The sequence below is a fragment of the Algoriphagus mannitolivorans DSM 15301 genome (genome assembly GCF_000429425.1).
Classification (GTDB): Bacteria; Bacteroidota; Bacteroidia; order Cytophagales; family Cyclobacteriaceae; genus Algoriphagus; species Algoriphagus mannitolivorans.
Genome location: NZ_KE386902.1, coordinates 175,593 through 201,511 on the forward strand (window position 1 = coordinate 175,593; position 25,919 = coordinate 201,511).

Here is a 25,919-nt window from a genome sequence, read left to right on the forward strand (position 1 = left end):
GGCTGTGGTTTTTTATTTTTTCTAGGTTTACTAATTCCATTTAAATGGCTAGTTTAATTCAATAAACTACTCCGGCCATGAAGAATTTTTCCTTTATTATTCCCCTCTTAGGAATAGGATTGCTTTTTTCCTCTTGTTCCAAAAAGTCCAATGACGAAAAACCACCCAATATCATTTTTATCCTAGCCGATGATATGGGGTATGGAGACCTGAAAGCATTTTATTCGGACAGTAAAATCCAAACACCCCATCTAGACCAATTGGCAATGGAAGGGATGATTTTTACCGATGCCCACACCACTTCTGCAGTTTGTACTCCTTCCCGGTATGCTCTGCTCACAGGCCGATACAATTGGAGGACTAGCTTGAAAAAGGGTGTTTTGACTGGGGAATCCAAAGCCTTGATTCCCAAAGAAAGAACAATAGTTGCCTCACTATTAAAGTCTAGAGGATACCAAACTGCTTTTATTGGAAAATGGCATTTAGGATGGGATTGGGCTTTGAAGGTGGATTCCATAAGTCAAATTGGATCTGGGGAATCTGTCAATTATGAGTTGGTTGATTTCTCCAAACCTATCCAGAATGGCCCCAATACCTTGGGTTTTGAGTACAGCTATGCGCTTCCTGCTTCTTTGGACATGGCACCTTATGTCTATGTAGAAAATGGAAAAGTAACCCAAGAACCTGATAGAGTTACAATTGATGAAGGAGAATATTCCTGGTGGAGAAAAGGACCGACTTCCCCAGATTTTATCCATGAAGAGGTTACCCCAAACTTTTTTACCCGAGCAATTCAATACATAGAAAATCAATCCAATGAGGAAAAGCCATTTTTCCTTTACCTAGCCTTGCCTTCCCCTCACACACCAATTCTTCCAGCTGAAGCCTGGCAAGGGAAAAGCGGATTGCTCCCCTATGCTGATTTTGTCATGATGATCGATGATTATATCGGTCAAGTCAATCAAGCGTTGAAGGCTGCAGGAATAGAAGAAAATACCTTGCTTATTTTTTCCAGTGACAATGGATGTGCTCCTGCGGCAGGCTTTACTAAATTGGTTGAAATGGGGCATTTTCCCAGTGCTCATTTTAGAGGGCATAAAGCCGACATCTATGAAGGAGGACATCGGGTTCCTTTTATAGCCAAATGGCCTTCCAAAATTATGGCTGGTTCTTCTCGTGATGAGACCATCTCTTTGATTGATTTTTTTGCCACGGCAGCGGAGATCGCCAACTATTCAATTCCTGACCATGAAGGGGAGGATAGCTACTCTTTGTTTCCTCTTTTTAATTCAGAAAATCAACCGAAAGGGTTTCGTGAGGCCACTGTGTTTCACTCTGTGGATGGAAGTTTTGCCATCCGAAAAGGAGATTGGAAACTGATTCTTGCTAAAGGCTCTGGGGGCTGGAGTTTTCCTAGGCCTGGAGATCCTGCAGAAGCTAATCTCCCTGAAGTACAACTTTATAATTTGGCCACAGATCCTGGAGAGTCCAAGAATCTAGAAGCAGAAGAAAAGGATAAAGTTCTTGAATTAAAACAAACTTTAATCCGGTATATCCAAGAGGGAAGGAGTACTCCCGGAATTCCCCAGTCCAATGATCCTTTTGAAGGAGTATGGAAGCAAGTTTGGTTTATGAATGAGAATTAATAGATTTCCGGATTAGGCTATAAAAATTACTTCCAAACCTAATCCGGATTTCTGTTTACATCATGATTCTTCTGGCAATCACCTGAGCCATAATGGTCAATCCTTCCTTGTTAGGATGAACTCCGTCAGGGAGCAGTTCGGGTTTATCCATCAAAGGAGTGTATAAATCAATCACCTCGGCACCTGACTTTTGGATAATATCGAATAGCATCAAACGCTGCTCATTGTGCATGATCTCAGGGTTGATACCAAAGTTTACCTTAGTGACCGGTACCGGAATGATGATGTAGATCTTCCCATCTTTGGGCATATTTTCGCGGAATTCGGCGATCATGTCCAAATAGTCTTTGACAAAATCCTCCTTATGAGCCCAGTTTTGAGGCTTAGAGTCATTGGTTCCGAGTTTTATCAAAAGCACGTCAGGGTGAAAATTTTTCGCCTCCTGAAACTGAGGCTCATTCCAATAAGGGTAATCTCCTTTGCGGAGCATAGTCCTTCCACTGACTCCAAAATTTTTCACCTCGTAAGAATCCCCAAGTAAAGACCCGACTTGGAGCGGGTAGCTATCCGGATTTTCCCTTCCGGGGCCTTGGGTGATGCTGTTTCCCACAAAGGCGACTTTGATGGGAGCCTGTGCAAATGTGAGACAGCTTATCAAAGCTGCTGCAACCAGTAGTGTTAATTTTTTCATAGGTTAGGTTTTGGGTTGGTGCAATGATTTGTTTTTTTCAATCCACGATAATTTTCTGAAAATAGAAATATTTGGAATAAATCAACTTGGTTTAGTGATCACTGGCATTAGCCCTTTATTTTTAACTCATGAAATTGGCTGAAAAACTTTGGCACTATGTTTCCCTGCTATCCCTAGATGTGGCTTTGGGGGCGATGGCAGGCCTTCTGTTTTTCTCCCAACTCTTGAGGGTTGATATTGGCTGGCAGATATTTCTCCTTTTGGGGTTGGCTGTATGGAGCATCTATACAGGAGATCATTTGTGGGATGCCAATCAAGCTAAGGTCTTAGTTTCCCATCGGCATAGCTTTCATGCAAAAAATAAAAAAACACTAAGCGGAATCCTTTTGCTGGTGGTGCTGCTGGGAATGACTTTGGCCTTTAGGATCCTTGGCTTGGGGAAAGAGTTCTACCTGAGTGTGATTTTGGGAGGTGTGATTCTCTTGACTATGATCCTTTTGAGAAAAGCAGGGAGAGCTTCTGGATACCTTAAGGAATTTAGCACCTCAGTTTTTTATGTCTTGGGCATTGCCTGGATACCCATGCTTCGAGCAAATCCGGAAGACCTTATTCTGAAGCCTCTTTTATTCTTCCTTTTTTTTATTGCATTGGCTTTTTTAAATCTCCTGATGCTTGCGGAATTAGACAGGAAAGATGATCGGGCACAAGGATTTGCTTCCGTGGCAGCAATGATGGATCCGGGTAAATTGATTCTAGGAATCCGGAGATTGAATTTCCTTTTGATATTTCTAGGTCTGGCGGGATTTATTTTGCTCAATTCGTTTTACCGGCCATTTACCTGTGTGTTGATGCTGATTGCGCTGATTCATTTCTTGAGCTTTTTCAGGACAAACCTGAGTGCTGAAGCCAAAAGGAAAAGAATGGAAGCCAGTTTTTTGTTGCCCTGGCTTCTTTTGGTTCTTTAGACAAAAGCGCTGTGACCAGTAATGGCCCTACCTACGATCAGGGAATTGATTTCCTTGGTGCCTTCATAAGAATAGACTGCTTCGGCATCCGCAACGAATCTCGCGATGTCATGCTGGAGCAGAATGCCATTTCCTCCAAAAAGCTCGCGGGCCTGATCTACAATGGAACGCATTCTCAGCGTACAAAAAACCTTCGCCAAGGAAGCATGCTCATCAAGCAAATCGCCCTCATCCTGCATCTGAGATAGTCGGAAGACCATGGTCTGCATGGCAGTCAAATCCCCCAACATGGTCACCAAAAGGTCTTGGACCAGCTGAAAAGAAGCAATCGGGCGTCCAAATTGTTCCCGCTCGTTGGTATAAGCTAGAGCTAATTCATAGGCTCCCCGCGCACATCCCACGGCTTGCCAGGCTACACCTGCTCGAGTCATGCGCAAAACTTTAGCCGTGTCACGGAATGAGTTGGCATTTTGAAGTCGGTCACTTTCGGGGACTTCACAGTTGGTCATGGTGATCAGGGCATTCTGGACAGTTCTTAGGGCCATTTTATCCTCGAGTTTTTCCGCTTTAAATCCCGGATTATCTTTTCGAACAATAAATCCTTTTACCTGATTGTCATCCAAATCTCTGGCCCAGATGACGGTCATGTCAGAGAAAGTCGCATTCCCAATCCATTTTTTTTGTCCATTTAAAATCCAGGAGTCCCCCTCTTTTTTGCATGTGGTTGTAAGACCTCCTGCTGCTCCTGAGCCCACTTCCGGTTCAGTCAGCCCAAAAGCCCCGATTTTTTCAAGCTTCTGCATCGCTGGAAGCCATTCTTGTTTTTGCTCTTCGGAGCCGCAGAGGTAAATCGAACCCATGGCAAGTCCACTCTGTACCCCAAAAAAAGTGGAGATTGACGTGTCCACTCTCGCCATTTCCATGGCGATAAACCCTTCCAAAAGGGCAGAATGCCCCGGGCATCCATAGCCCTGGTACGTTAGGCCTGCAATGTCCAACTCCGCCATTTTCGGGATAATATGCATGGGGAACTCGGCCCGGTTCCAATAGTCATTGGCAATCGGTTTGATTTCCCGCTCCATAAACTCCCTCACCCGGAGCTGAATCTCTCTTTCATGTTTGGGAAGGCTTTTGCCCAACTCGTAAAAGTCCCCATTGATCGGAGGAATTTCTTTGGGCTTCCCTCCGCCCTTGAGCATTCCCATCATTCTACTCAAGTCGGACTCACTCATTTGAGAGACTAATCCTACCATTTTCGGCAAATCTACTTTTTGGGATAGCTTTGCGATCTGGTCCAAATCAATGGAGGAAAGCAATTGGCGAATTCCGCTGATCTTATTCAGGAGATTTTTCATAAAAAGTTGTTTTGGGTTAGAGTTATAAGCAATATAAACTTATGTCCGACAACTATGGTTTCTTGGCCCCTTTTTATCAAATGCTGTCTCAGGCAGTTTTTGGCAAAAAGATCCTAGAGGCCAACCAAGCATTTTTGGATGACATTCTCGATCAAGAATTGATTTTTATAGGTGGTGGAGACGGGACAGCCTACCAGGAATATGGAAATCAACTGAAAGGATTTTACTTTGAAAAATCTGCCAAGATGCTTCAGCTAGCCCGTAAAAATCTGCATCATTCGCATTTACACTTTGTCCACGGGGAATATACCGGGCATAATAAAGGAGACTGTTTTTTTCTTCCTTTCCTCTTGGATTCTCTCCAGGATGAGGAGATTGAGCAATTACTGGAAAAAATCAAAAGCTCAATTTCTGAATCTGGAAAAGTGGTGGTCAGTGATTTTTTTTCGCCCCAAACATTTCGACAAAACCTACTCCTACAAGTGATGTTGCTGTTTTTTCGAATTTTCACCAATCATCCTAGAAAAGACCTTCCGGATTACTCAAGATTATTCCAAAAGACAGGGTATAGGCTTTTGGAAGAAAAGGTATGGCATAAGGGTTGGATCAGAGCTCAGGTTTATGTTTTGGAGCCTGAGGACTGACTTTTTTTCTCAAAAGGAACAAAGATGGAAATCCAAATAGCTCTGCTCCATCTGAAAAACAGAGGTAGGAAAACTACAGCCGAAATCCCCATAATTGCCAAGAGAGTGAGGATGGAGAAATCCTCAGTAAGATTGGAATAAAGTACCCAGACGGCTATAAAAAGAGTGGTATTGAAGGCATAGCTGATGAACATTGCTCCAAAATAAAACCCCGGCTCTGGCTCAAAAGTCTGACTACACGTCGGACAGCTTTTATTCATTTCAAAAAGTTGCTTGGGATTGCTTGGGTTATTTCCAACAAAGAGATCGCCTTTTCGGCATTTCGGGCATTTGCAAGAAATTATGCTTTGAATTAGGGAAGGGGCATCGGTCATGGTAGAGTTATTTTCCTGCTCGTTGGATTATTTTCTGGATCATTTGATCAAAGTATGTTCCATTCCCAGGACCATACCAATTCATCTCTCTTACTTCATGAAAGCGCTCGTCATACAATTCATCCGGAGTGATATATCCGATATAACCTCCATTGAAAGTTGTCACGATCAATTTCAATCTCCGGCTTTGGGCCAGTTTTTCCCATTCCTCATAGAAAACCCCGGAAAGCTCACCCGAAGAAGCGACAAATAAAATGTTTCCAACCAAGGAAATGTCCAGATGGGCATTGGTGTCTCCCACCAAATAGCGAAACAGCCAAGGTCTTATTCTCAAGTCTTCTGAAATTCTCAAATGAGGCTCCCGAAGGGAAATGTTCAGCCTCGAATATTCGATTCTTGGGTTGTTATTGGAAGCAAAAGCGGTCATCCTAAGCCAAATCACCGAATCCAGACTGGCTACATATTCCTGTAGCTGTTCCAAAGATTTTCCCTTGACCAAGGGCCGGTGACTGCCTACAGTACCTGCAGCATAAAGTGCGAAATCATAATCCCTTTCCTCCATTTTCCGGGTGAGATATTTAGGGTAATCTCCAGATAGCCCCATGAATTTTGGATCCAAGCAAGTGGCATGCGCAGAATAGGTGAAGAAGACTGCCTTGGTCTGATCTCTTTTGGAAAAAATAACTTGCCGGACAAAGGGATCAAAAGGACCGTCCTGAATAAACCGATTGGCTACATGGTTTTCAGCACTGGTCTTTCGGTAGCTGATGGATACCGTATCCTGAGAGGAAAGTGCATCTTTCAAAGCTTCCACGCTTTTATCAACCAAGAGCTTTACAATTGCTTCGTCATACCCTCCAAAGGCCATTTCGCCTAAGGGTCCAGGCATGTAGCCTCCCATTCCGGAATGGGTATGCGTGGCAGTGAAAATCAATTGGTCTAAGGGCAAATCTGCTTTCTTCACTCCTTCTTCCACGGCTTTTGCCAGTTCAGGATGGACGATCAGGAGTTCAAAGTTCAGCCAAGCCAACTGGCTTTTTCCATTGGAAAGTGTAAGTGCTTTAACAAAACTGCTATCCTGCACAAATTCATAGGGGCCACGAGGCGCATATCCAACCAGATCAACCGGCCGGTTGGGAGTGGTATTTCTCTTTGCCCAGCCTGCCAGCCAAGCTTCCCCCTGAGATCCTGTCCATGGAGTTTTGTCTAGCCTGTCGAGTGTTTCTCGGTAGAAATCCTGAGCTTGAATCGGGGTTCGATCTACCCTGGTAATGGTAAGGAGGCCGATTACTAGCAAAAAAATAAAAGCCCAAAGAACGATCTTTAGGGCCTTTTTAAGTACTTCTGAAGAATTTTTCATGAATTAAATTCTTTGAAAAATGAGTGCTGGAAATTTCAATAACCAATAACCAATAACCAATAACCAATAACCAATAACCAATAACCAATAATTTATTTTCTATGTAAGAATATCGAATATCGAATACCGAATATCGAATATCGAATATCGAATTCTTAATATTCAAAGGTTCCGTAAGGGCTGTGGATGGTTACTTTCTTGCTTTCATGCGGTTCTACTCTTCCGATGATCTGAGCCTCCACTCCGTAGGATTCTGCAATGTCGATGATTTCCTCAGCATAGCGTTCGTCCAAATAGACTTCCATGCGGTGCCCCATATTGAATACCTTGTACATTTCCTTCCAATCTGTTCCGCTTTCCTCCTGAATGATTTTGAACAAAGGAGGAGTTTCAAAAAGGTTGTCTTTAATGACATGCACTTTATCCACGAAGTGAAGAACCTTGGTCTGGGCGCCTCCGCTGCAATGCACCAATCCATGGATTTTGGGACGCATGTAGTTCAAGACATCCACCATAATCGGCGCATAGGTTCTCGTAGGAGAAAGTACCAACTTGCCGATATTGACAGGCGCTCCGGGAGCTGGGTCAGTCAGGTTATATTTCCCCGCATACACTAATTCCTCTGGTACGGAGGGATCGAAGCTTTCCGGGTATTTGGTTTTTAAAACTTTATTGAAGACATCATGGCGGGCGGAAGTCAATCCATTGCTTCCCATTCCACCGTTGTATTCTTTCTCATATTTGGCCTGGCCAAAAGATGCCAAACCTACGATCACATCTCCTGCCTGAATTTTGTCATTGCTGATGACCTCATCTCTCCTCATTCGGCAGGTCACGGTACTGTCCACAATGATAGTTCGCACCAGATCTCCAACATCGGCAGTTTCACCTCCTGTAAGAACGGCGTTCACTCCGTTGTCACGAAGCATTTGAAGGACCTCTTCAGTGCCTTCGATAATGGCAGAAATCACTTCTCCCGGGACCAGATTTTTGTTTCGTCCAATCGTGGAGGATACCAAGATGTTATTGATTGCCCCTACGCAAAGCAAGTCATCGGTATTCATGATGATTGCGTCTTGTGCAATTCCTTTCCACACACTTAAATCACCGGTTTCTTTCCAATAAAGGTAGGCTAGAGACGACTTTGTTCCAGCTCCATCGGCATGCATGATGTTGCAGAAATCAGGGTCATTGCCAAGGGTGTCTTCTACGATTTTGCAAAAAGCCTGTGGGAAAAGCCCCTTGTCCAATTTAGAAATGGCCTTATGTACATCTTCTTTGGAGGCGGAAACACCGCGCTGCATATAGCGCTCGTTCATAGCGAAGGAGAAATTTGGTTAGGACAAAGGTAAACCATTTAAAAATTGAAAGATTGAAAAATTGACTCAATTTTAGACGTTTGCTTCTGTGATGATTCGCAAGCCTTCTAAAGTTAGGTTTTTGTCCACCTCGTCAAAAATATCCTTGAGATTTGTCAAAATCGAGGAAAGCCCTCCCGTGGCAACGATGGTGAACTCTTTTTTGGTCTCTTGCCGAATGCTTTCGATCATCCCTTTGACCAATCCGGTGTAGCCATACAATACTCCGGCTTGGATGGCATGAATGGTATTTTTGCCCAAGGCAGATTCAGGTAGTTTGAGTTCTACTTCAGGAAGTTTGGAAGTATTGGTGAAGAGGGAACGAATTGCTGTCTGAAGTCCTGGGACAATATTTACTCCCAGAATGTTTCCATTTTCATCTACCGCAGTAAAAGTCAAGGCTGTTCCAAAATCAACGACAATCACCGGTTTTTGGAATCTGGAGTATGCAGCCACCACATTGCACATCAGGTCGGTGCCTATTTCGTTTGGCCGAACAGGTTTAACTGAAAGTTTCGAGTAACTTTTGGGAATGATGAGGTAGGGTTTGACGCCGAAGTAGTTTTCACAAAACTGATCGATGATCGGGTTGATCTCAGGAACTACCGAGCTAAATCCTATTCTCTGGATTTGAGAGGGCTGAATTCCATGTTCCAGGAAGTATAGAGGAGCTTTTTTGCTGAGTTGGGAAATCAACTTTGGGGTTTTGGTTTCCAATCTGAATTGATTGGTCCAGGATCCGCTTTCTTCATCAAAAAGTGCGAATACTACATTGGAGTTGCCGGCATCTATGGCTAAAAACATTCGTTTCTCAGGTTTTGACTAATTTAGGCCGTTCGAAAAGAAATAACCAAATCAAAGTTTAAGAAAGGCATATGTATACCCTCCGAGAAGGAAAAATCGAAGATCTTCCCCGAGTCCTTGAACTGATCAAGGAGTTGGCATTGTATGAAAAAGCTCCCGAGCAAGTCACCAATACCCTAGAGATGATGAAGGCGGACGGTTTTGGGCCGAATCCTGTGTATGGACTTTTTGTATGTGAAAAAGAAAAAACGGGGGAGATCATCGGTATAGCTATCTATTACTATCGATACTCTACCTGGAAGGGGAAAAGGATGTATCTCGAAGATCTGGTAGTGACGGAAGCTGAGCGGGGAAATGGAGCCGGAAAACTCCTTTTCGACAGAATTTTAGCCAAGACCCTTGAGGAGGGCTGTACGGGAATGATGTGGCAAGTCTTAGATTGGAATGAGCCTGCCATCAATTTTTACAAAAAATATGGTGCAGATCTGGAGGAGGGCTGGCTGAATGCGCATTTGCAGGATTATGAAATAAAAAAAATGTTAGATGCTTGAAGTCGGATGACCGATGTCCTGCGCATCTGACATCCGACATCCGACATCTGACATCCAACATATTCCTGTACCTTTGCCATTCATTATGAGAACAAAACCATTTTCAGTTGTCTATGAAGACAACCACCTGCTCATTGTCAATAAAGCTTCAGGGGTATTAGTCCAAGGTGACAAAACCGGAGACAAGACCCTTATTGACTATTGCAAAAAATATATTGCCGAGAAATACGAAAAGCCAGGAGCCGTATTTCTTCATCCAGTTCATCGTTTAGACCGTCCGGTAAGTGGGCTGGTAGCCTTTGCACGGACCTCAAAAGGTTTGGAGCGAATGATGGAGCTTTTTCGAAAAAGGGATATTCACAAAGTTTATTGGGCTATTGTCAAAAGACGTCCCAAAGAGGAAATGGGAAAATTGACGCATTGGTTGACTAAAGACGAAGCCAAGAACGTTGTCACTGCCCATGAAAGAGAAGTCCCAGGCTCTCAAAAGGCTGAGTTAAACTATAAGGTTTTAGGAACGCTGAATGACCACTGGCTTTTGGAGGTAAGACCTATTTCCGGCAGGCCTCACCAAATTCGAGTCCAATTGGCTTCGATGGGTTGTCCGATCCGAGGGGATGTGAAGTATGGCTTTCCCAAAGCAAATCCTGATGCCAGCATCAATCTGCATGCCTTCCATTTAGTTTTTGTCCACCCGATCAAGAAAGAAAAATTATTCATGCGTGCAGCTTTGCCGGAAAATGAATTCTGGGAGCAGTTTTTGGAATTTGAGGAAATCAAAGCCAAAGATCAGCACTTGGATAATACGTTTTCTGGGTAAAAGAAATCCAGTTGAAATCCAGTTGCTTTAAAAGTAATGGTCTGAGGCTTGATAAACTTTGGCCTTATATTTCGTCACGTATGAAATCGGGACATATTTCAATTGAATTTCACAAAGCATATTTCAAGTTCGTATGAGAAACCTTCTGATCTTAATTTTCGCCTCTCTGGTTTTATTTTCCTGCGGAAAGAAAAATCAATCCAAAACCATATACATCGTCCGGCATGCGGAGAAGCAATTGGAAGGTTCGGATCCGGATCTTTTGCAGGTAGGGAAAATCCGGGCGAAGAAGCTTGCCCAGATTTTGGAAGGAGAGGAGATCAAGCATATTTATTCTACAGATTACCTCCGAACCAAAAACACGGCATTGCCCACAGCCGAGGCAGCTGGATTGGAGATTGAGCTTTATGATCCCCGAAATCATGATTCATTAGTACAAAAGCTCCGGACCTTGGAAGGAAATGCCCTCGTCGTGGGCCATAGCAATACCGTAAATAAGCTGGCAAATTATTTTGTGGGCCAGGGTGAAGAGTATCCTGATCTGACTGATATTGAATACGATTATATTTTTGTGGTGACTTTAGATGCGAATGGTGAGAAAGTAGAACGAAAACTATACAAGGATTTTTAAGCCATCTGTTCCTTTGGAGGTTCATTTCCTTTATCTTGAAGACTTAAGTCAAGGAATAGATGAATCGGGAAGAGAACCTCAGTCAGCTTCAGGATAAAGATAAAGTTTGGGACATTGTCGTCATCGGTGGAGGCTCCTCCGGTCTGGGGGTTGCCTTGGATGCAGTGTCCAGAGGACTTTCTGTAGCACTTTTTGAAAGAGCAGATTTTGCCAAAGGTACTTCCAGTAGAAGCACCAAGCTCCTGCATGGAGGAGTAAGATATCTTGCTCAAGGTGACGTTTTTTTGGTTTTGGAAGCTTTGCGCGAGCGGGGAAGACTGATCAATAATGCTCCCCATCTCACCCAAAGCCAACCTTTCATTATCCCTGTCTTTTCCCAACTCGAAAGAATCAAATACAGTACTGGGCTCAAATTATATGATTACATGGCTGCCAATCTCAGCCTTGGGCCATCCCGCTATATTTCCAAGGAAGAGACAATTCGCCGGATGCCTGGCTTAGACCCCAAGAAACTTTTTGGTGGAATTGTATATTACGACGGACAATTTGACGATGCAAGGCTGGCGCTGGCGATTGCCCAAACTGCCGATCATGCGGGAGCTTGTATTTTAAATTATACCAAAGTCACCTCCTTAGAGAAGGGTGAGAATGGAAAAATCCAGGGGGTTAAAGTTCGGGATGCAATCGCCGGTAAAACCTATGCTATCAATGCCAAGATGGTGGTCAATGCCACGGGAGTCTTTGCGGACAAGATCTTGGAAATGGACAAGCCCGGAGCCCCTAAAACGATCCAGCCGAGCCAAGGAATTCACTTGGTTTTAGATTTGGATTTTTTGGGTGGCAAAGACGCCCTCATGATTCCCAAAACAAGGGATGGGAGAGTGCTTTTTGCAGTTCCATGGCACGGAAAACTTGTCGTAGGAACTACCGATACACTCCGCCAGAAACCCAAATTGGAGCCCGAAGCCTTGAAAAGAGAGATTGATTTTGTCTTGGAAACAGCGGCGGGATATTTGACCAGAAAACCGAGCAGAGAGGACGTGAAGGCAGTTTTTGCAGGACTTAGACCCTTGGCAAGACCCAAGGAAGGCAGCACCAAAACCAAAGAAATTTCCCGATCCCATAAAGTGATCCTTTCTGAGAGCGGCTTAGTATCCATCACCGGAGGCAAGTGGACCACCTTTCGAAAAATGGGAGAAGAAACCGTGGAATATTTTTCTAAGGTGACAGGGGAAATACTTCCGGAGTCTCACTCCAAGGAGATCCTGCTTCATGGCTATACCAAGGATATTCCTGAAGGGCACTGGGCCGTGTATGGATCCAATGCATCCAAGATTCAGGAAATCGCCCTTGAGAAGCCCCTTTATGCAGAAAAGATCCACGTGAATTTTCCCAATATTATGGCCGAGGTGGTGTGGGCAGTGCGTAATGAAATGGCCATGAAGCTAGAGGATGTATTATCCAGAAGAGTCAGATTGTTGATTTTGGATGCTCAGGCCGCTTTGGATAGTGCAGAGCTGGTAGTCCAGATAATGGCAGCAGAGATGGGAAAAGACGCAGAATGGATTGCCGCGGAGCTGGAGGATTTTAGTAAGACAGCACATAAATATTTGATAAATAACTAAAACGAATGACCCAAAATAAACCCTACATCCTCGCCCTGGATCAGGGGACGACCAGTTCCAGAGCGATTGTTTTTGACAAAAAGGGCCAGATTGTTTCGGTGGCCCAAAAAGAATTCAAGCAGTATTTTCCCCAACAAGGCTGGGTGGAGCACGATGCCAATGAAATCTGGACCAGCCAGTCTTCTGTCATGATAGAGGCTTTGGTGAACAAGGATATCCGGGCGGATCAAATCGCGGCCATCGGCATTACGAATCAGCGGGAAACAACCATTGTATGGGATCGGAAAACAGGCCAGCCCATCCATAAAGCCATCGTATGGCAGGATAGAAGGACTGCTGCATTTTGCAATGAACTGAAAGAAAAAGGCCTCGCAGAGCGGATCGCGGACAAAACAGGGCTGATCATCGATGCTTATTTCTCAGCGACCAAAATCCGCTGGATCCTCGAGAAAGTGAAGGGGGCAAGAGAAAAGGCGGAAGCTGGAGAACTGGCCTTTGGAACGGTGGACTCGTGGTTGATGTGGAAATTGACCTCCGGAAAAGAACATCTGACAGACATTACCAATGCAAGCCGGACCATGCTTTTCAACATCCATACCCAAGAATGGGATGAGGAGCTTTTGGATATTTTTGGAATCCCCAAGTCCATGCTTCCGGAGGTAAAATCCTGTTCCGAGGTATTTTGCGAGACAGCAGGAGACGTGCTAAGCATCAAGATTCCGATAGCGGGAGTAGCAGGAGATCAGCAAGCGGCGCTATTCGGGCAGCTTTGCACAGAGCCAGGAATGGCGAAAACCACCTATGGAACGGGCTGCTTTTTGGTCATGAATACCGGGAAAAAAGCAGTCAAGTCTCAAAACCAACTTTTGACCACCGTGGCCTGGAAGATAGGAGGGGAAATCAATTATGCTTTAGAAGGTTCTGTGTTTATCGGAGGTGCGGCAGTACAATGGCTTCGAGACGGGTTGGAGTTATTCAAAAATGCCAAGGAAACAGAAAAGCTAGCCACTAGTCTGGAAGGAAATGACGGCGTTTATTTTGTTCCTGCACTATCAGGGCTTGGTGCTCCGCATTGGGACCAGGATGCCCGAGGAGCTTTTTTCGGGATTACCCGAGGTACCACGATTGCTCATATGGCGCGGGCAGCTTTGGAGGCGATTGCCTATCAAGTCCATGATGTCATCAAGGCCATGGAAAAGGATAGCGGGAAGCCAACTCAAGAATTACGCGTTGATGGTGGAGCTACGGCAAACAATTTCCTGATGCAGTTTCAGTCGGATATACTGAACTGTGAAATCAAGCGGCCAGAGATCATCGAGACGACAGCCGCAGGAGCAGCATTTTTGGCAGGATTGGCGATTGGTTTCTGGAAAAATCAGGATGAAATACAATCCCTTTGGAAGGCTGATAAGAGTTTTTCTCCGGAAATGGACCAACCAAAACGCGAAGCCCTTCTTCATTTTTGGCAAAAAGCAGTAGAAAGATCTAAAAACTGGGTTGAATCATGAATCCTTATATCGCAGAATTTATCGGAACAGGCATCTTGCTGCTCCTGGGTTCAGGAGTAGTGGCCAATGTAATTTTACCGGGAACCAAAGGAAATGGTGGAGGGGTAATGGCGATCACCACAGCGTGGGCTTTGGCCGTTTTTTGTGGAGTAGTGGTAGCGGGACCATCTAGTGGAGCCCATATCAATCCTGCAGTAACCATTGGATTGGCGGTAGTGGGAAAATTTGACTGGGCTATGGCTCCGGGATATATTTTGGCGCAAGTGGCTGGAGCGATGATCGGATCGGGCTTGGCTTGGCTGATGTATCGGCATCATTTCGATTTGACCGATGATCCCGGGTTGAAAAGAGCACCTTTTTGTACCGATCCAGCCGTTCGGAATTTTCCAACCAGTGTTTTGTCGGAATTGCTGGGGACGTTTGTACTGATCTTTGTGATCCTCTACATCACCGGAGCAAATCTGGAGGATTCTGCCAAAACACCAATTGGCCTTGGTTCTGTAGGAGCCTTGCCAGTTGCCCTTTTGGTTTGGGTAATCGGTTTGGGGCTGGGAGGTACAACTGGATATGCGATTAACCCAGCCAGAGACTTGGGGCCTAGGATAATGCATCAACTCTTGCCCATCAAAGGGAAAGGCGATTCGGATTGGGGATATTCTTGGGTGCCTGTGGTGGGTCCGATATTGGGAGCAGTCTTGGCGGCAGGTTTGTACCTCCTGATTGGGATTTAAAGTGGGAATGCGAGTCCCACTTTAAATCCCAGTTCTTGAGTGAACTGGCTTTGAAACTTAAATTCCGTGTTGAGACCTACCCAGTCAGTGAATGGGATAAATGCTCCTACTCCCATATTTCCGCCCACGTAGTTTTGCTTGGTGCCAGGTACTCCTGGTTGGGTATTTTGAAAAGTCTGACTATACCCTGCCATCACATAGACTTGAGAGGCTCCTTGGGTAAGGTAATACCTCAAATCAAAGCTGAAATTACTGGCATTGCCTACATCGGGATTTAAAACGGTGTAGCTAGGCATCAAGGCAAAGTTGTCTGCGAAAAAATATTCCAAACCGCCGCCTACACCCCAAGATTTTAACCGGAATCCATAATATCCATTTCCGTGAATTCTGGCATCCCCTTGGGTTTGAGCAAATGAAATGCTCATTGCGAGAATTATAAAAGCGAGCAGGAAGATTGACTTTTTCATCATTAATTTTTTAAAAAAGGTAATCTCCCTGCCTGTAAATTCCAATCTCTAGTCCAGTATTTTGACTAATCGTCCAAGTCTTCCCTTAGCATCCATTCCTTCTACGACAATTAAAAGTCGTTTTGCAGAGTCGGAGTTGAAAAACTCCAAGGTTCCTTTGCCCTCAGTTCCGATTTCCAAAAGAGGTTTCCAGAATAAGGTGGCGCGCTGGTCGCTCACGCTAGGTGCTGGTACATCATATTTCGGAGAGTAAAATTCCCGTGGACTATCGTAGCCTCCATAGGACAAGACCAGATTTCCTCCGACACTTTGATAGGAAATTCCTGCCCCTGTTTTGGTGTACACTGCAATGACTCCGTTTGCGCCTTGTGAGCCAAAAATGGCTGTTCGGGCAGGGTCTTTGAATACCTCGATGCTTTGGACGTCTCTTGGATTTACCTGAAATAACAAGGAGGCATCTACTGGAACATTATCCAAAAGGTAGAGAGGCTCCGTTCCGGCCTGTATGGATCCCGCACCCCGGATTTGGACGGAGACACTAAAGCCATTGAGGCTTACTCGTACCCCTGCGACACGGCCTTGGATCATCTGGAAAATATTGCTGAATCCCACACTGCCGGGAATAGCGTCTGGATTGATGCTGGCATCCCCTTCCCCGTACAGTTTTCGGGAGTTGTTTTGCTCGTCCTGAAGAGTCTTGGCCTCAACGGTAATTCCTTCCAGATCGGTAATCTTGTCATCAGAATTCAGCTGTCGCATCAGGTTTCTAGCTTGGTAACTTGCCGCCAGTTCTTTAGGCCATTTGATCTCTTGGGCATAGATTCCTGGCAGAAATTGAAAAGGAGGAGTCCTTTGGAAAACTTCCAAATCAATGAAGTTTTTCAATCGGGAATCTTCTGCCGTAATGGTCACGGTAAGGGAATCCGAATAGTCCAACCCAGGTAAAATAAATCGACCGTCTGGTCCATACTCAGATCCGATCAACTCAATTCCATCTCCGACTAAGGCGCTGATTTTTCCTCCGGCAAGTCCTTTTTTGGATTTGGTCTGCTCGGTGATTTGTCCTTCTATGGTGATGCCCTGCTCAATGTAAAATCCATTTTCAGGGTATTTTTCAGCTAGGACATCTTCCCAGGAAAATCTTCTCCAGCCATGGGTTAGCATCAGCAGATCCAATTCCTGAAAGGTTTCCGGATTTTGGTTTTGAAAATAATACCCAGGTTGAGAGATTTTGCCTACCAAATCCGAACTGAGCAGCAAATGGGAGAAAATACTTCCCTTCTCCATACTCTCTTCGGTTACCTGATCTGCGTCCGCAACGGCTACAGAGAAGGAACCCGCAGCCGATTGGTTTTGAAAGGAGTTACTAAGCGTTAATTTGATTTTGCCTCGTGGGTTCAAGCTTCCGTTTTTTTCCACCCCCAGTTCGAGACGATCCTCGTTTTGTACTAATACCAATCGTTCTACCAATGGTTTTCCATCTTCTGTCAACACGGTGATGGTGTTGATTCCTGAGGGTAAGGTTTGCTTGGGAATCCGGGCACCCCAAACTCCATTGGACAATTTGCCTTGCATCAGGAAATTGACCAAACCTCTGGTATGAGAGACTAGGTAGAGATTCTCCTCTACACCCACACCTTGGATCAAGGCAGAAAGATAGGTGGCCTCAGGATTATTTTGAACTTGGATGACAAGACCTTTGGGATAAGCCTCGGGGAAGTTTACTTGGATTTTCTCCCCGGTAGATTTCAAGGAGATCTGCGCTTGATAAGTTGCTTTTTCAGGCTGAAATTCCAGTCTTCCCAAGCCGCGTTCATTGGTTTCAAAGCTTGAATTTTCGAGATTGGCTATATTGCCTTGGATGGCTGCAGGAGATCCGTCAGGGAAAATCGCACGGATGGCAACCACCGATTTTTTCCCCTGTACCAGATTTCCTCCTTCCGGAAGGAATTGGATATCGGCAAGTTTTAGAGAATAAGGAAGAGCAATTTTTTGTGTGACTGCGTAATCCGGATTTTCCAGAAATGTTAATTCGAGGTGCTGCTCAGGATAGGCCTTCTCTAAGATAGAAAAGCTAAAAGAAGCTTCGCCTTGGGCATTGAGCCGAAGATCTTGCTGGTATAATTCCTCCTTTCCTGCAATGGCGGCCACCTTGACACTTTGGTTGGAAAGTGCCTGACCAGCAGAATTGATGGCTACCAATTCTACCTGGTACCTTGTTTTGCCATTGTCACTTTGAATGGAACTGAATTTTACCTGAGGAAGAAAGGAACCTCCTGCTCCATCTACCACCCGAACGGTTTGAGAAAAGAAATATTCTTCCCCGAAATTTCTCATCCAGCTGGTGTAAGCACGGATCTGATATTCCCCTGGTTTTCCAAATTGAGGAACCTGGAAATCACCTGCACCTCGTCCGTTTTCGATTTTTACCACTCTTTGAGAAAGCAAAAGACCGTCACCGTCAAAAAAGTCCACGTAAAGCGTTTTGCTTAAGGGGGAAGGGATCTGTTCTCCACCGGCTACCAGATAGGCGCTAAACCAAAGATCCTCCCCCAAGGTAAAGGTGTGCTTATCCAAATGCAGGTAAGCTTTTTCGACAGGGAACTCCTCTTGGTAATTGGAAAAATAGTTTTGGATCTTTTCAGGAAGGTTTTCCTGGGCATTAGCAGAAAATGAGACACATAATAGCAACCCTAAAAAGGTCTTCAAGGTAGTTTTGGACATAATGAAATAGTTGGCTAAAGTGTAATACGGGCGTAAGTAAACTAAGGGTTAAAAAATTTGCAAGAAAAATTTTAAGAACCCGCTAATTGCGCTACCTCATTTTTGTTGGCGAGCTGTCCACAAGCCGCATCAATGTCCTGTCCGCGTGACTTCCGGACTTTGGCAATAATTCCGTTTTCCTCCAAAATCCTGACATACATATCCACAGCAGACTGTTTAGCTTGTCTGAATTCACCTTCGTCGATCGGATTGTATTGGATGATGTTAACTTTTGAAGGGATATGCTTGCAGAATTTGGCCAAGGCCCTAGCATGTTTTTCATCGTCATTGATCCCATCCCAAATCACGTATTCATAAGTGACTTTGCGTTTGGTCTTTTGGTACCAATATTTCAAGGCATCAGCCAGATCTTCCAGTGGATTGGAATCATTGATGGGCATGAGCCGGGAGCGGGTCTCATTGATGGCAGAGTGGAGGGAAATAGCCAGATTAAACTTTACCTCATCATCGGCCATTTTTCGAATCATTTTTGGAATTCCTACGGTGGAGAGAGTGATTCTTCTGGCGGCCATACCCAAGCCATCCGGTGAGGTGATCTTGTCTATTGCTTCGATTACATTGGCATAATTGAGCAAAGGCTCTCCCATTCCCATGAAGACGATATTGGTCAGAGGACGCTGGAAATAGGTTTCTGCCTCTTCTTTGATAGCCACTACCTGATCGTAGATTTCATCCGGATTTAGATTTCTCATCCGCTTGAGACGTGCAGTAGCACAAAAATTACAATCGAGACTACAGCCTACTTGAGAAGAAACACAGGCGGTGATTCTTTTGGAAGTAGGGATAAGTACTGACTCGACGATTTTGTCATCGAATAGCTTAACGGCATTCTTGATGGTGCCGTCATTGCTATGCTGCATCAGGTCCACCTGAATGTGATTGATCGTAAAATGGTTTTTGAGCAGCTCCCGGGTGGATAGGGAGATATTGCTCATGTCGTCAAAGTTTTTGAGGGATTTGTGCCAAAGCCATTCATAGACCTGCTTGGCCCGGAATTTTTTTTCTCCATGGGAAAGGAAAAATTCCTCCAATTCTTGAAGGCTGAGTTTTCTGACGTCTTTCTTTTGATTTTCCACAGGGCAAAGTTAACCATTGAAAGATTGAAATATTTGAAATTTGAAAAATTGCCTGATTTGGCTTCCACAATTGATAGAAACTATCAATGTTGAATGGAGGAAATGATTTGGGTTTGTCCGTCCTTTTATCAGAAAAAGCAGCGGATTCAAGAACTTATGCCTTATTTTTGCGGCAGCAATTCAATACAAATCTATGCGCCAATCCTGGTGGAAATTTCTGGCTGTTGCCTTATTGCTGTACACGCTGATTGCCGGCCTGATGATGGATGTCCCTCGCCTTCCTATTTTGAATGAGACCATTCGTGCTTTGCATTTTCATGTGACCATGTGGTTTGGAATGATTCTGATGCTGGTGGTTGCGGTATTCTATAGTATTAAGTACTTGCGAAGCAATGATCCTATGTGTGACGATCTGGCCTTAGAATTTACCAATGCCGCAATCTTGTTTGGGGTTTTAGGGATTTTGACCGGTATGCTTTGGGCGAAATTCACCTGGGGAGATTATTGGAGCGGAGATCCCAAGCAAAATGCGGCGGCTATAGGACTGTTGATGTACTTCGCCTACCTGATCCTTCGGGGAAGTATTACAGACCCTCAGCAGCGAGGCAGAATCGGTGCTGTTTACAACATCTTTGCCTTTGCCGCTTTTATTCCACTGATTTTCGTGCTGCCTAGACTTACCGACAGCCTTCACCCGGGCAATGGAGGAAATCCCGGATTCAATGCTTATGATTTGGACTCCAAGCTGCGTATGGTCTTTTATCCTGCGATCATCGGCTGGACTCTTTTAGGTACTTGGATTGCAACCGTCCGAGTAAGAATCCGTAGGGTAGAACGGGTTTTGGAGGATCGATTTCTTAATTCCTAACGGATTCCATTTGGCCATCGAAACCAACAACTAGCAAATGAAAAAATTACTTGTACTTGCACTTCTTTTATTTTCTCTGAATGCTTTGGCACAGGAGAAAATTGAAGTTACTGAAGCCGACTACGCCAATGACCGAGTGGAAATGGCGGATCAGTTTAGGGCTGAGGGAAAAATCTACGTTTTGGTAGGGATTATTGTGATCATTTTTGGAGGAATTGTGGTTTATGTGATAAACACTGACCGGAAGATCACCAACATTGAAAAAAATCTACCTTCCTAATCACTAATACCATGAAAAAAGGACATATCATCGGCTTAGGAATTATTGCAATTGCCATTGTGATCATCATGACCTCGATAGGAGATGCAAGTTCGTATGAGAGCTTCAGCACTGCTTGGGAAATGAAACAGGACGGAGACGATAAAGCCATTCATGTGGTTGGTCAATTGAAAAAAGATGGCTCAGGCCAAGTCACAGGACTGGAGATCGGTGAGGACAAGACCTCGTTTACCTTTATGTTGGTGGACAATGAAGGCACTGAGCAAAAAGTATATTACAATGAGCCCGTACCCGCAGATTTCCAAAGATCCGAGCAGGTAGTTGTCATTGGCTCTTACCGAGAGAAAGAAATCTTTGTGGCAGATAAAATCCTGATGAAATGTCCTTCCAAATATCAGGAGACCGACGTGCAGGCGGCAGGAATGTGAGGCTGAAATAACACCCTAATTAATCATGATCAATACCTTCGTGGGTAATCTAGGTCATTTTATGACCATCTTGGCATTTGTCAGTGCGCTGGTGACAGCATATGCCTATTTCCAATATTTCCGGGCAAATGAAATCGAAAAGGCTAGCTGGAGACGGTTTAGCCGAATTTCATTTTATGTGCATGCAGTTTCAACTGTCATGATTGCAGCCTCTCTTTTTGAAATCATCTACAACCATCGATACGAGTATTTTTACGCCTATTCACACAGTTCCAAAGCGCTGCCAGTACATTACATGATATCCAGTTTCTGGGAAGGTCAGGAAGGGGCATTTATCCTGTGGGCTTTTTGGAATGTCGTTTTGGGAGTTGTATTGATCAATACCAATAAGTTTTGGGAAGGTCCTGTAATGATTGTTTTTGCCTTGGTTCAGGCCTTTTTGGTTTCCATGATCCTAGGTGTAGTGATAGGAGATTTGAAAATTGGCAGCTCTCCATTTATTCTGTTAAGAGATGCGACTCAGGCTCCGATTTTTGAGTTGAATCCGAATTTTGTCCCGGAAGACGGTACTGGCCTTAACCCGCTATTGCAAAATATCTGGATGGTTATCCATCCGCCGACATTGTTTTTGGGCTATGCCTCGACTTTGGTTCCATTCGCTTTTCTGATGGGAGGCTTGGTCATGAAAAGGTATTCGGAATGGATCCGTCCTGCATTGCCTTGGGCGATTTTCTCTGCGATGATCCTGGGTATGGGAATCATCATGGGCGCCTATTGGGCGTATGTTACCCTGAATTTTGGAGGGTATTGGAATTGGGATCCTGTAGAAAATGCGGTCTATGTTCCTTGGCTGATTCTTGTGGCTTCGATCCATACGATGATCACGTTCAAGAAGAGTAATACTGCACTTAAGACATCCATTGTCTTGGTGATCCTGAGCTTTATTCTGGTCTTGTATGCGACCTTCTTGGTAAGATCCGGGGTATTGGGTGATGCTTCTGTTCACTCATTTACAGATTTGGGTCTTTCTGGCCAATTGTTGATTTACATGCTCTTTTTCTTGGGGATTGCCATTTTCTTGGCTGTTCGGGCTTGGAAGCACATCCCTACTTCTGAGAAGGAAGCATCCGTTTATTCTCGTGAGTTTTGGATTTTCTTGGGTGCAGTGACATTAGGATTGATGTCTTTTCAGGTGATTTTGCCGACATCCATTCCGGCTTGGAATGCATTGGTGGAAAGCTTTGGAGGGATCTCCAACATGGCTCCCCCTGCAGACCAGATTGAGTTTTATACCAAATTCCAGCTATGGTTTGCGGTGACCATCGCACTTTTGACGGCAGTAGGCCAGTTTTTCTGGTGGCAAAAGATGGACAAAAAAGCCCTCAAGGAAGCGCTGGTGACACCTTATGTGATTTCAGTCCTTTTTTCTGCGGCAGTTATTGTCCTAGCCAAAGTTTATGATTGGAAATACATGATTATTGTTTTGGCGGGGATGTTTACCATTGTGGCCAATTCTGTGATTTTGTTCAGAATTCTCAAAAAGTCCACTTTCAAACTGGCAGGTGGTTCCTTGGCACATATCGGGCTTGGGATGATTCTGATTGGAATTATGTTTAGCTCCGGCTATTCCGACGTGATTTCCATCAACATGTCTGGACTCACATATAGCAACAGCTGGGAAGATGAAATGAATAAGGAGCACGTGCTACTCTGGATCAATAAGCCGACTCAAATGAAAGATTACACTGTGATCTATCGGGGAAGGCAAAAGAAAGTGGTTGGGGTACCTGAGTATGTGCCTGCAAAATTTTTGGAATCCACAGGCAATGTCAATGAGGCCATTGCGGTGGCGGATTTCAAAGATTACTTCAAAAAAGGCGATAAGGTCAATCTGGTTTTGGAAGAAAATGACTATTTCAAAATCGACTATTATCAAAATGAAGCATTGAAGTTTTCCCTCGCACCGATGTCCCAGTTTAATGAAAGCATGGGAGGCTTGATTTCATCCCCGGATTCCAAAATCTATCTCAATCGCGACTTATATACCTATGTGGCAGCGATGAATGATTATGCTGATCCGGATTGGAAGGAAGATGAAATCTACGAAGTATCTCCTGGGCAGCAGTTTCATATTGCCGACTTCGTGACCTATTTTGATGGAGTAGAAGTGATGAAGGAAATTGAGGGCTATACTTTGCAAGAAGGCGATGTAGCCGTCAAGGCCAAGGTCAGAGTCCTGGATTATGATGTGGAAAAGCTGCTGGAACCGACCTTTATCATCCGAAACAATCAAATCGGGAAACTTCCAGTAATCGATACTGAATTGGGTCTTAGGATTTCCTTGGAGAATATCATACCTGAGAAAAACCAGTTTGTCTTTAAAGTCAATCAATACCAAAAGGACTACGTGGTCATGAAAGCTATCGTCAAGCCGTATATCAATGTCCTCTGGATCGGAACCATCATCATGCTGATCGGATTCACGGTGGCGATTTTTAGAAGGTTTGATGAATTTGCCAAAATGCGGGATAAAGGCTTGGAATAATTTCTAATTCAGAATTACGAATTCATAATTTTGCGGCATGTTTAATGTCAAAGAAATCTTCTCAGTCTCCCTGATCCTGTTTTCAGTGATTGATATTTTGGGTTCCATTCCCATCATCATTAACCTTCGGAAAAAGGTAGGCCATATTCAATCCGAGAAGGCCACCCTTGCTGCAGGTTTGTTGATGATTGCCTTCCTTCTGGCAGGTAAATCCATTTTGAATCTATTCGGAATCGGAGTGGAGGATTTTGCTATCGCAGGGGCTTTGATCATTTTCGCCGTGGGTGCAGAGATGATTTTGGGCATTGAGCTATTTAAGCCTGACCCCGAAGCATCTTCGAGTGCATCCATTGTGCCCATCGCTTTTCCGCTGATTGCGGGAGCAGGGACATTGACGACTATCCTGACCCTGAAAGCAGAATTTGAGCAAATCAACATTGGAATAGGTATTATTATCAACCTAGTCTTTGTGTATGCTGTGTTGAAAAGCACGACTTGGCTGGAGCGCAAACTTGGTAAAACAGGATTGGACGTTCTCCGAAGGATTTTCGGGATCATTCTGTTATCCATTGCGGTAAAAATTTTCAAAACTAACGCACTTCCCCTTACCTGATCTATCTTTAGAAAGCCGGAGTCCCCGGCTTTTTTTATTTCTTTGTGGCATGGTACGAATTTTTACAGACGGGGCTGCTAAAGGAAACCCCGGTCCGGGAGGATATGGAGTGGTGTTGAAGTTTGGAAAGCATGAAAAAGAACTTTCAGAAGGTTTTCGGCTTACGACCAATAACCGGATGGAGCTATTGGCGGTGATCCGGGGTTTGCAAGCCTTAAATACTACAGAGTATCCAGTCCAGATTTTTTCAGACAGCAAGTACGTCGTCGATGCGATTGAAAAGGGATGGCTGTGGGCTTGGCAGAAAAAAGGCTTCAAAGACAAAAAGAACCCTGATCTGTGGTTGAGATATATTCCTCTTCACCTCAAGTATAAGCCCAAGTTCTTTTGGGTCAAAGGACATGCCGGACATCCGGAAAACGAACGATGCGATCAATTGGCGGTGGCCGCGGCCATGGGGAGTAACCTTCCAGCTGATACAGGATATGAGCAAGGCTTGGGTAATTGAAGTAATTCGAAAGTGATCTTTCTTAACTGTCTCCGGTAAGGAAGTTTTCAATAAACCCTCTCACCGAAACCAAATGGATGGTTTTTCCCTCAATGATTAATTTATCCTCTTGGTCTAAGGTTAGGATAAAGCCTTCTTCTTTTTCAAAAAAGGACATAGCTTCCGTTAAGCCATCTAATTCCCTCTTTTTGTTGTCAGCATGGACTCGTTCTGTCACTTGGATGAGCCATTTGCACTGCTTGTTTTCAAAAGCCACAAAATCACACTCTCCTTTTTCTTTGAAATAGAATAAGTCCATCCTCTTTTTTCTCAAAATGATATAGACCAGGTTTTCTAAAAGTCGACCGCTGTCTTTGGAAAAGCTCAGTGAGTTTGCCTTAGCAAACCCCGTGTCCACACAATAGACCTTTTTGGCGTTTTTGGAGATACTTTTTTGTGACCAACTGAATTTTGGCAGAAAAAACAATAAGTAAGAATCCTGCAGCCATGCCAAGTAATCAGAGACTGTACTCGGAGAGCCTACGTTGAAGGTTTTTCGCAGGCTATTAAAACTTGTTGTTTTTCCTACGTTGGCAATTAAAAATAAGGTGATCTCCATCAGTGTTTGGGTGTTTTTGATTCCATGCCGAATAGCTATGTCCCGAAAAACGATGTCTTTGAGTAAATTCTGAAGGACTTCAGGATTTCTGTCTCTTAGATACTCGGGAAAGCCTCCAGAGATCAAATAATCGAGGAAATTTTCATTTGAGTTTTCAAGGTTACAATAGGCTAAAAACTCTGAATAGGAGAATGGAAGAATTTCATGCGAAAGGTGTCGTCCTGTCAGCTTTGTGCCTAATTCGCTACTTAGAAGAGAAGCATTGGATCCGGTAATGAAAACCTTCCTGCCCCGATCATGAAGTTGCCTTACAAACACTTCCCATCCTTTCACATTTTGGATTTCATCAAAGAAATAAGTCGAAACTTCTTCCCCAAAAAGCTCGTCCAATTTTGCGAAATCTCCGATTTCAAAATCAAATATCCTTGGGTCTTCAAAATTTAAATAGGCAAAATCAGTGGTTGTTTCTTCAATGAGTTGGCGCATAAGCGTACTTTTTCCGCTTCGCCTGACACCTGCTATCACCTCGATATGAGTACTGGCGGGGCTGAACTTTGCTAAGGCCTCCCGCTGAGTCAATCCTTTTATTTTGGAAAGGCTTTTTCTTTGCCCTTCGACAGCTGCTTGCAGATCCTCTTTAAGTATCATCAGATCAAAAATTTAGCTAGTAAAATCTCGGTGCACTTTAT

At 44.2% G+C, this 25,919-nt stretch carries 25 protein-coding genes; 15 read left to right on the top strand and 10 right to left on the bottom strand.

Annotated features, from left to right (window positions below; all coding sequences use genetic code 11):
- The first annotated feature begins 77 nt into the window (after positions 1 to 77).
- Positions 78 to 1,646, top strand: a complete 1,569-nt coding sequence (locus tag G458_RS0117680; RefSeq protein ID WP_026953077.1) for a sulfatase family protein — start codon at positions 78 to 80, stop codon at positions 1,644 to 1,646.
- A gap of 55 nt (positions 1,647 to 1,701) precedes the next feature.
- On the opposite strand, the gene G458_RS0117685 is transcribed toward G458_RS0117680, so the two are convergent.
- The gene (locus G458_RS0117685; RefSeq protein WP_026953078.1) at positions 1,702 to 2,337 is read right to left on the bottom strand and encodes a GDSL-type esterase/lipase family protein; all 636 of its coding nucleotides are present in this window, start codon (positions 2,335 to 2,337) and stop codon (positions 1,702 to 1,704) included.
- Between the two features lie 128 nt (positions 2,338 to 2,465).
- Between G458_RS0117685 and G458_RS0117690 the strand changes: the two genes are divergently transcribed.
- Positions 2,466 to 3,302, top strand: coding sequence for a hypothetical protein (locus tag G458_RS0117690; protein WP_026953079.1), 837 nt, complete (start codon positions 2,466 to 2,468; stop codon positions 3,300 to 3,302).
- Here G458_RS0117690 and G458_RS0117695 read toward each other — a convergent pair.
- Positions 3,299 to 4,657, bottom strand: coding sequence for an acyl-CoA dehydrogenase family protein (locus tag G458_RS0117695; protein WP_026953080.1), 1,359 nt, complete (start codon positions 4,655 to 4,657; stop codon positions 3,299 to 3,301). The genes G458_RS0117690 and G458_RS0117695 overlap by 4 nt on opposite strands.
- Positions 4,658 to 4,698: 41 nt before the next feature.
- Between G458_RS0117695 and G458_RS0117700 the strand changes: the two genes are divergently transcribed.
- Entirely contained in the window at positions 4,699 to 5,301 is a 603-nt protein-coding gene (locus G458_RS0117700; RefSeq protein WP_026953081.1) for a methyltransferase, read from the top strand.
- On the opposite strand, the gene G458_RS0117705 is transcribed toward G458_RS0117700, so the two are convergent.
- From G458_RS0117705 to G458_RS0117720, 4 genes are all read right to left on the bottom strand, one after another.
- Complete coding sequence (locus G458_RS0117705) at positions 5,277 to 5,561, bottom strand: DUF983 domain-containing protein (protein WP_169719281.1); 285 nt, start codon at positions 5,559 to 5,561, stop codon at positions 5,277 to 5,279. The genes G458_RS0117700 and G458_RS0117705 overlap by 25 nt on opposite strands.
- Positions 5,562 to 5,682: 121 nt before the next feature.
- Positions 5,683 to 7,035, bottom strand: coding sequence for a neutral/alkaline non-lysosomal ceramidase N-terminal domain-containing protein (locus G458_RS0117710; RefSeq protein ID WP_026953083.1), 1,353 nt, complete (start codon positions 7,033 to 7,035; stop codon positions 5,683 to 5,685).
- 155 nt (positions 7,036 to 7,190) lie between these two features.
- Positions 7,191 to 8,354, bottom strand: coding sequence for an AIR synthase related protein (locus G458_RS0117715; RefSeq protein ID WP_026953084.1), 1,164 nt, complete (start codon positions 8,352 to 8,354; stop codon positions 7,191 to 7,193).
- Positions 8,355 to 8,426: 72 nt separating this feature from the next.
- A complete protein-coding gene (locus G458_RS0117720; protein WP_026953085.1) occupies positions 8,427 to 9,197 on the bottom strand; it encodes a type III pantothenate kinase in 771 nt (256 codons plus the stop codon).
- A 71-nt stretch (positions 9,198 to 9,268) separates the two neighbouring features.
- Between G458_RS0117720 and G458_RS0117725 the strand changes: the two genes are divergently transcribed.
- The 6 genes from G458_RS0117725 to G458_RS0117750 all read left to right on the top strand — a co-directional run bounded on the left by G458_RS0117725 (position 9,269) and on the right by G458_RS0117750 (position 15,063).
- Positions 9,269 to 9,748: a GNAT family N-acetyltransferase gene (locus G458_RS0117725; protein WP_026953086.1), complete on the top strand. Its 480-nt coding sequence runs from the start codon at positions 9,269 to 9,271 to the stop codon at positions 9,746 to 9,748.
- Between the two features lie 85 nt (positions 9,749 to 9,833).
- Positions 9,834 to 10,568, top strand: coding sequence for an RluA family pseudouridine synthase (locus tag G458_RS0117730; protein ID WP_026953087.1), 735 nt, complete (start codon positions 9,834 to 9,836; stop codon positions 10,566 to 10,568).
- 133 nt (positions 10,569 to 10,701) lie between these two features.
- Positions 10,702 to 11,199, top strand: a complete 498-nt coding sequence (locus tag G458_RS0117735; protein ID WP_026953088.1) for a SixA phosphatase family protein — start codon at positions 10,702 to 10,704, stop codon at positions 11,197 to 11,199.
- Between the two features lie 59 nt (positions 11,200 to 11,258).
- The gene (locus tag G458_RS0117740; RefSeq protein WP_026953089.1) at positions 11,259 to 12,824 is read left to right on the top strand and encodes a glycerol-3-phosphate dehydrogenase/oxidase; all 1,566 of its coding nucleotides are present in this window, start codon (positions 11,259 to 11,261) and stop codon (positions 12,822 to 12,824) included.
- 5 nt (positions 12,825 to 12,829) lie between these two features.
- Complete coding sequence (glpK, locus tag G458_RS0117745; protein WP_026953090.1) at positions 12,830 to 14,332, top strand: glycerol kinase GlpK; 1,503 nt, start codon at positions 12,830 to 12,832, stop codon at positions 14,330 to 14,332.
- Entirely contained in the window at positions 14,329 to 15,063 is a 735-nt protein-coding gene (locus G458_RS0117750) for an MIP/aquaporin family protein (protein WP_026953091.1), read from the top strand. The genes glpK and G458_RS0117750 overlap by 4 nt, the downstream gene beginning before the upstream one ends.
- Here G458_RS0117750 and G458_RS0117755 read toward each other — a convergent pair.
- From G458_RS0117755 to rlmN, 3 genes are all read right to left on the bottom strand, one after another.
- Positions 15,060 to 15,488, bottom strand: a complete 429-nt coding sequence (locus tag G458_RS0117755; RefSeq protein WP_245579292.1) for a hypothetical protein — start codon at positions 15,486 to 15,488, stop codon at positions 15,060 to 15,062. The two genes, G458_RS0117750 and G458_RS0117755, sit on opposite strands and share 4 nt — an antisense overlap.
- A gap of 90 nt (positions 15,489 to 15,578) precedes the next feature.
- On the bottom strand, positions 15,579 to 18,254 hold the full coding sequence (locus G458_RS0117760; protein WP_026953093.1) for a TonB-dependent receptor plug domain-containing protein: 2,676 nt from the start codon (positions 18,252 to 18,254) through the stop codon (positions 15,579 to 15,581).
- Positions 18,255 to 18,325: 71 nt separating this feature from the next.
- Positions 18,326 to 19,390, bottom strand: a complete 1,065-nt coding sequence (rlmN, locus tag G458_RS0117765; protein ID WP_026953094.1) for a 23S rRNA (adenine(2503)-C(2))-methyltransferase RlmN — start codon at positions 19,388 to 19,390, stop codon at positions 18,326 to 18,328.
- Between the two features lie 193 nt (positions 19,391 to 19,583).
- On the opposite strand from rlmN, the gene ccsA (G458_RS0117770) reads away from it, so the two are divergent.
- From ccsA (G458_RS0117770) to rnhA, 6 genes are read left to right on the top strand one after another with little or no spacing between them, the layout of a single operon-like run.
- Positions 19,584 to 20,258 (top strand): cytochrome c biogenesis protein CcsA, encoded by a 675-nt coding sequence (ccsA, locus tag G458_RS0117770; protein WP_026953095.1) that lies wholly within the window; start codon positions 19,584 to 19,586, stop codon positions 20,256 to 20,258.
- A 37-nt stretch (positions 20,259 to 20,295) separates the two neighbouring features.
- Complete coding sequence (locus G458_RS0117775) at positions 20,296 to 20,538, top strand: CcmD family protein (protein WP_026953096.1); 243 nt, start codon at positions 20,296 to 20,298, stop codon at positions 20,536 to 20,538.
- A gap of 11 nt (positions 20,539 to 20,549) precedes the next feature.
- Complete coding sequence (locus G458_RS0117780; RefSeq protein WP_026953097.1) at positions 20,550 to 20,966, top strand: cytochrome c maturation protein CcmE domain-containing protein; 417 nt, start codon at positions 20,550 to 20,552, stop codon at positions 20,964 to 20,966.
- A gap of 25 nt (positions 20,967 to 20,991) precedes the next feature.
- Positions 20,992 to 23,511: a cytochrome c biogenesis protein CcsA gene (gene ccsA / locus G458_RS0117785; RefSeq protein WP_026953098.1), complete on the top strand. Its 2,520-nt coding sequence runs from the start codon at positions 20,992 to 20,994 to the stop codon at positions 23,509 to 23,511.
- Positions 23,512 to 23,548: 37 nt separating this feature from the next.
- Positions 23,549 to 24,124, top strand: coding sequence for a MarC family protein (locus G458_RS0117790; RefSeq protein ID WP_026953099.1), 576 nt, complete (start codon positions 23,549 to 23,551; stop codon positions 24,122 to 24,124).
- A gap of 49 nt (positions 24,125 to 24,173) precedes the next feature.
- On the top strand, positions 24,174 to 24,632 hold the full coding sequence (gene rnhA, locus G458_RS0117795) for a ribonuclease HI (RefSeq protein WP_026953100.1): 459 nt from the start codon (positions 24,174 to 24,176) through the stop codon (positions 24,630 to 24,632).
- A 22-nt stretch (positions 24,633 to 24,654) separates the two neighbouring features.
- Here the strand turns inward: rnhA and G458_RS0117800 are convergent, their stop codons facing one another.
- Positions 24,655 to 25,878 (bottom strand): ATP-binding protein, encoded by a 1,224-nt coding sequence (locus G458_RS0117800; protein WP_026953101.1) that lies wholly within the window; start codon positions 25,876 to 25,878, stop codon positions 24,655 to 24,657.
- Positions 25,879 to 25,919 lie beyond the last annotated feature (41 nt).

Coding starts and splice junctions, on each gene's coding strand:
- G458_RS0117680 (WP_026953077.1), top strand. CDS start 78: ATGAAGAATTTTTCCTTTATTATTCCCCTCTTAGGAATAGGATTGCTT.
- G458_RS0117685 (WP_026953078.1), bottom strand. CDS start 2,337: ATGAAAAAATTAACACTACTGGTTGCAGCAGCTTTGATAAGCTGTCTC.
- G458_RS0117690 (WP_026953079.1), top strand. CDS start 2,466: ATGAAATTGGCTGAAAAACTTTGGCACTATGTTTCCCTGCTATCCCTA.
- G458_RS0117695 (WP_026953080.1), bottom strand. CDS start 4,657: ATGAAAAATCTCCTGAATAAGATCAGCGGAATTCGCCAATTGCTTTCC.
- G458_RS0117700 (WP_026953081.1), top strand. CDS start 4,699: ATGTCCGACAACTATGGTTTCTTGGCCCCTTTTTATCAAATGCTGTCT.
- G458_RS0117705 (WP_169719281.1), bottom strand. CDS start 5,561: ATGAATAAAAGCTGTCCGACGTGTAGTCAGACTTTTGAGCCAGAGCCG.
- G458_RS0117710 (WP_026953083.1), bottom strand. CDS start 7,035: ATGAAAAATTCTTCAGAAGTACTTAAAAAGGCCCTAAAGATCGTTCTT.
- G458_RS0117715 (WP_026953084.1), bottom strand. CDS start 8,354: ATGAACGAGCGCTATATGCAGCGCGGTGTTTCCGCCTCCAAAGAAGAT.
- G458_RS0117720 (WP_026953085.1), bottom strand. CDS start 9,197: ATGTTTTTAGCCATAGATGCCGGCAACTCCAATGTAGTATTCGCACTT.
- G458_RS0117725 (WP_026953086.1), top strand. CDS start 9,269: ATGTATACCCTCCGAGAAGGAAAAATCGAAGATCTTCCCCGAGTCCTT.
- G458_RS0117730 (WP_026953087.1), top strand. CDS start 9,834: ATGAGAACAAAACCATTTTCAGTTGTCTATGAAGACAACCACCTGCTC.
- G458_RS0117735 (WP_026953088.1), top strand. CDS start 10,702: ATGAGAAACCTTCTGATCTTAATTTTCGCCTCTCTGGTTTTATTTTCC.
- G458_RS0117740 (WP_026953089.1), top strand. CDS start 11,259: ATGAATCGGGAAGAGAACCTCAGTCAGCTTCAGGATAAAGATAAAGTT.
- glpK (WP_026953090.1), top strand. CDS start 12,830: ATGACCCAAAATAAACCCTACATCCTCGCCCTGGATCAGGGGACGACC.
- G458_RS0117750 (WP_026953091.1), top strand. CDS start 14,329: ATGAATCCTTATATCGCAGAATTTATCGGAACAGGCATCTTGCTGCTC.
- G458_RS0117755 (WP_245579292.1), bottom strand. CDS start 15,488: ATGAGCATTTCATTTGCTCAAACCCAAGGGGATGCCAGAATTCACGGA.
- G458_RS0117760 (WP_026953093.1), bottom strand. CDS start 18,254: ATGTCCAAAACTACCTTGAAGACCTTTTTAGGGTTGCTATTATGTGTC.
- ccsA (WP_026953095.1), top strand. CDS start 19,584: ATGCGCCAATCCTGGTGGAAATTTCTGGCTGTTGCCTTATTGCTGTAC.
- G458_RS0117775 (WP_026953096.1), top strand. CDS start 20,296: ATGAAAAAATTACTTGTACTTGCACTTCTTTTATTTTCTCTGAATGCT.
- G458_RS0117780 (WP_026953097.1), top strand. CDS start 20,550: ATGAAAAAAGGACATATCATCGGCTTAGGAATTATTGCAATTGCCATT.
- ccsA (WP_026953098.1), top strand. CDS start 20,992: ATGATCAATACCTTCGTGGGTAATCTAGGTCATTTTATGACCATCTTG.
- G458_RS0117790 (WP_026953099.1), top strand. CDS start 23,549: ATGTTTAATGTCAAAGAAATCTTCTCAGTCTCCCTGATCCTGTTTTCA.
- rnhA (WP_026953100.1), top strand. CDS start 24,174: ATGGTACGAATTTTTACAGACGGGGCTGCTAAAGGAAACCCCGGTCCG.
- G458_RS0117800 (WP_026953101.1), bottom strand. CDS start 25,878: ATGATACTTAAAGAGGATCTGCAAGCAGCTGTCGAAGGGCAAAGAAAA.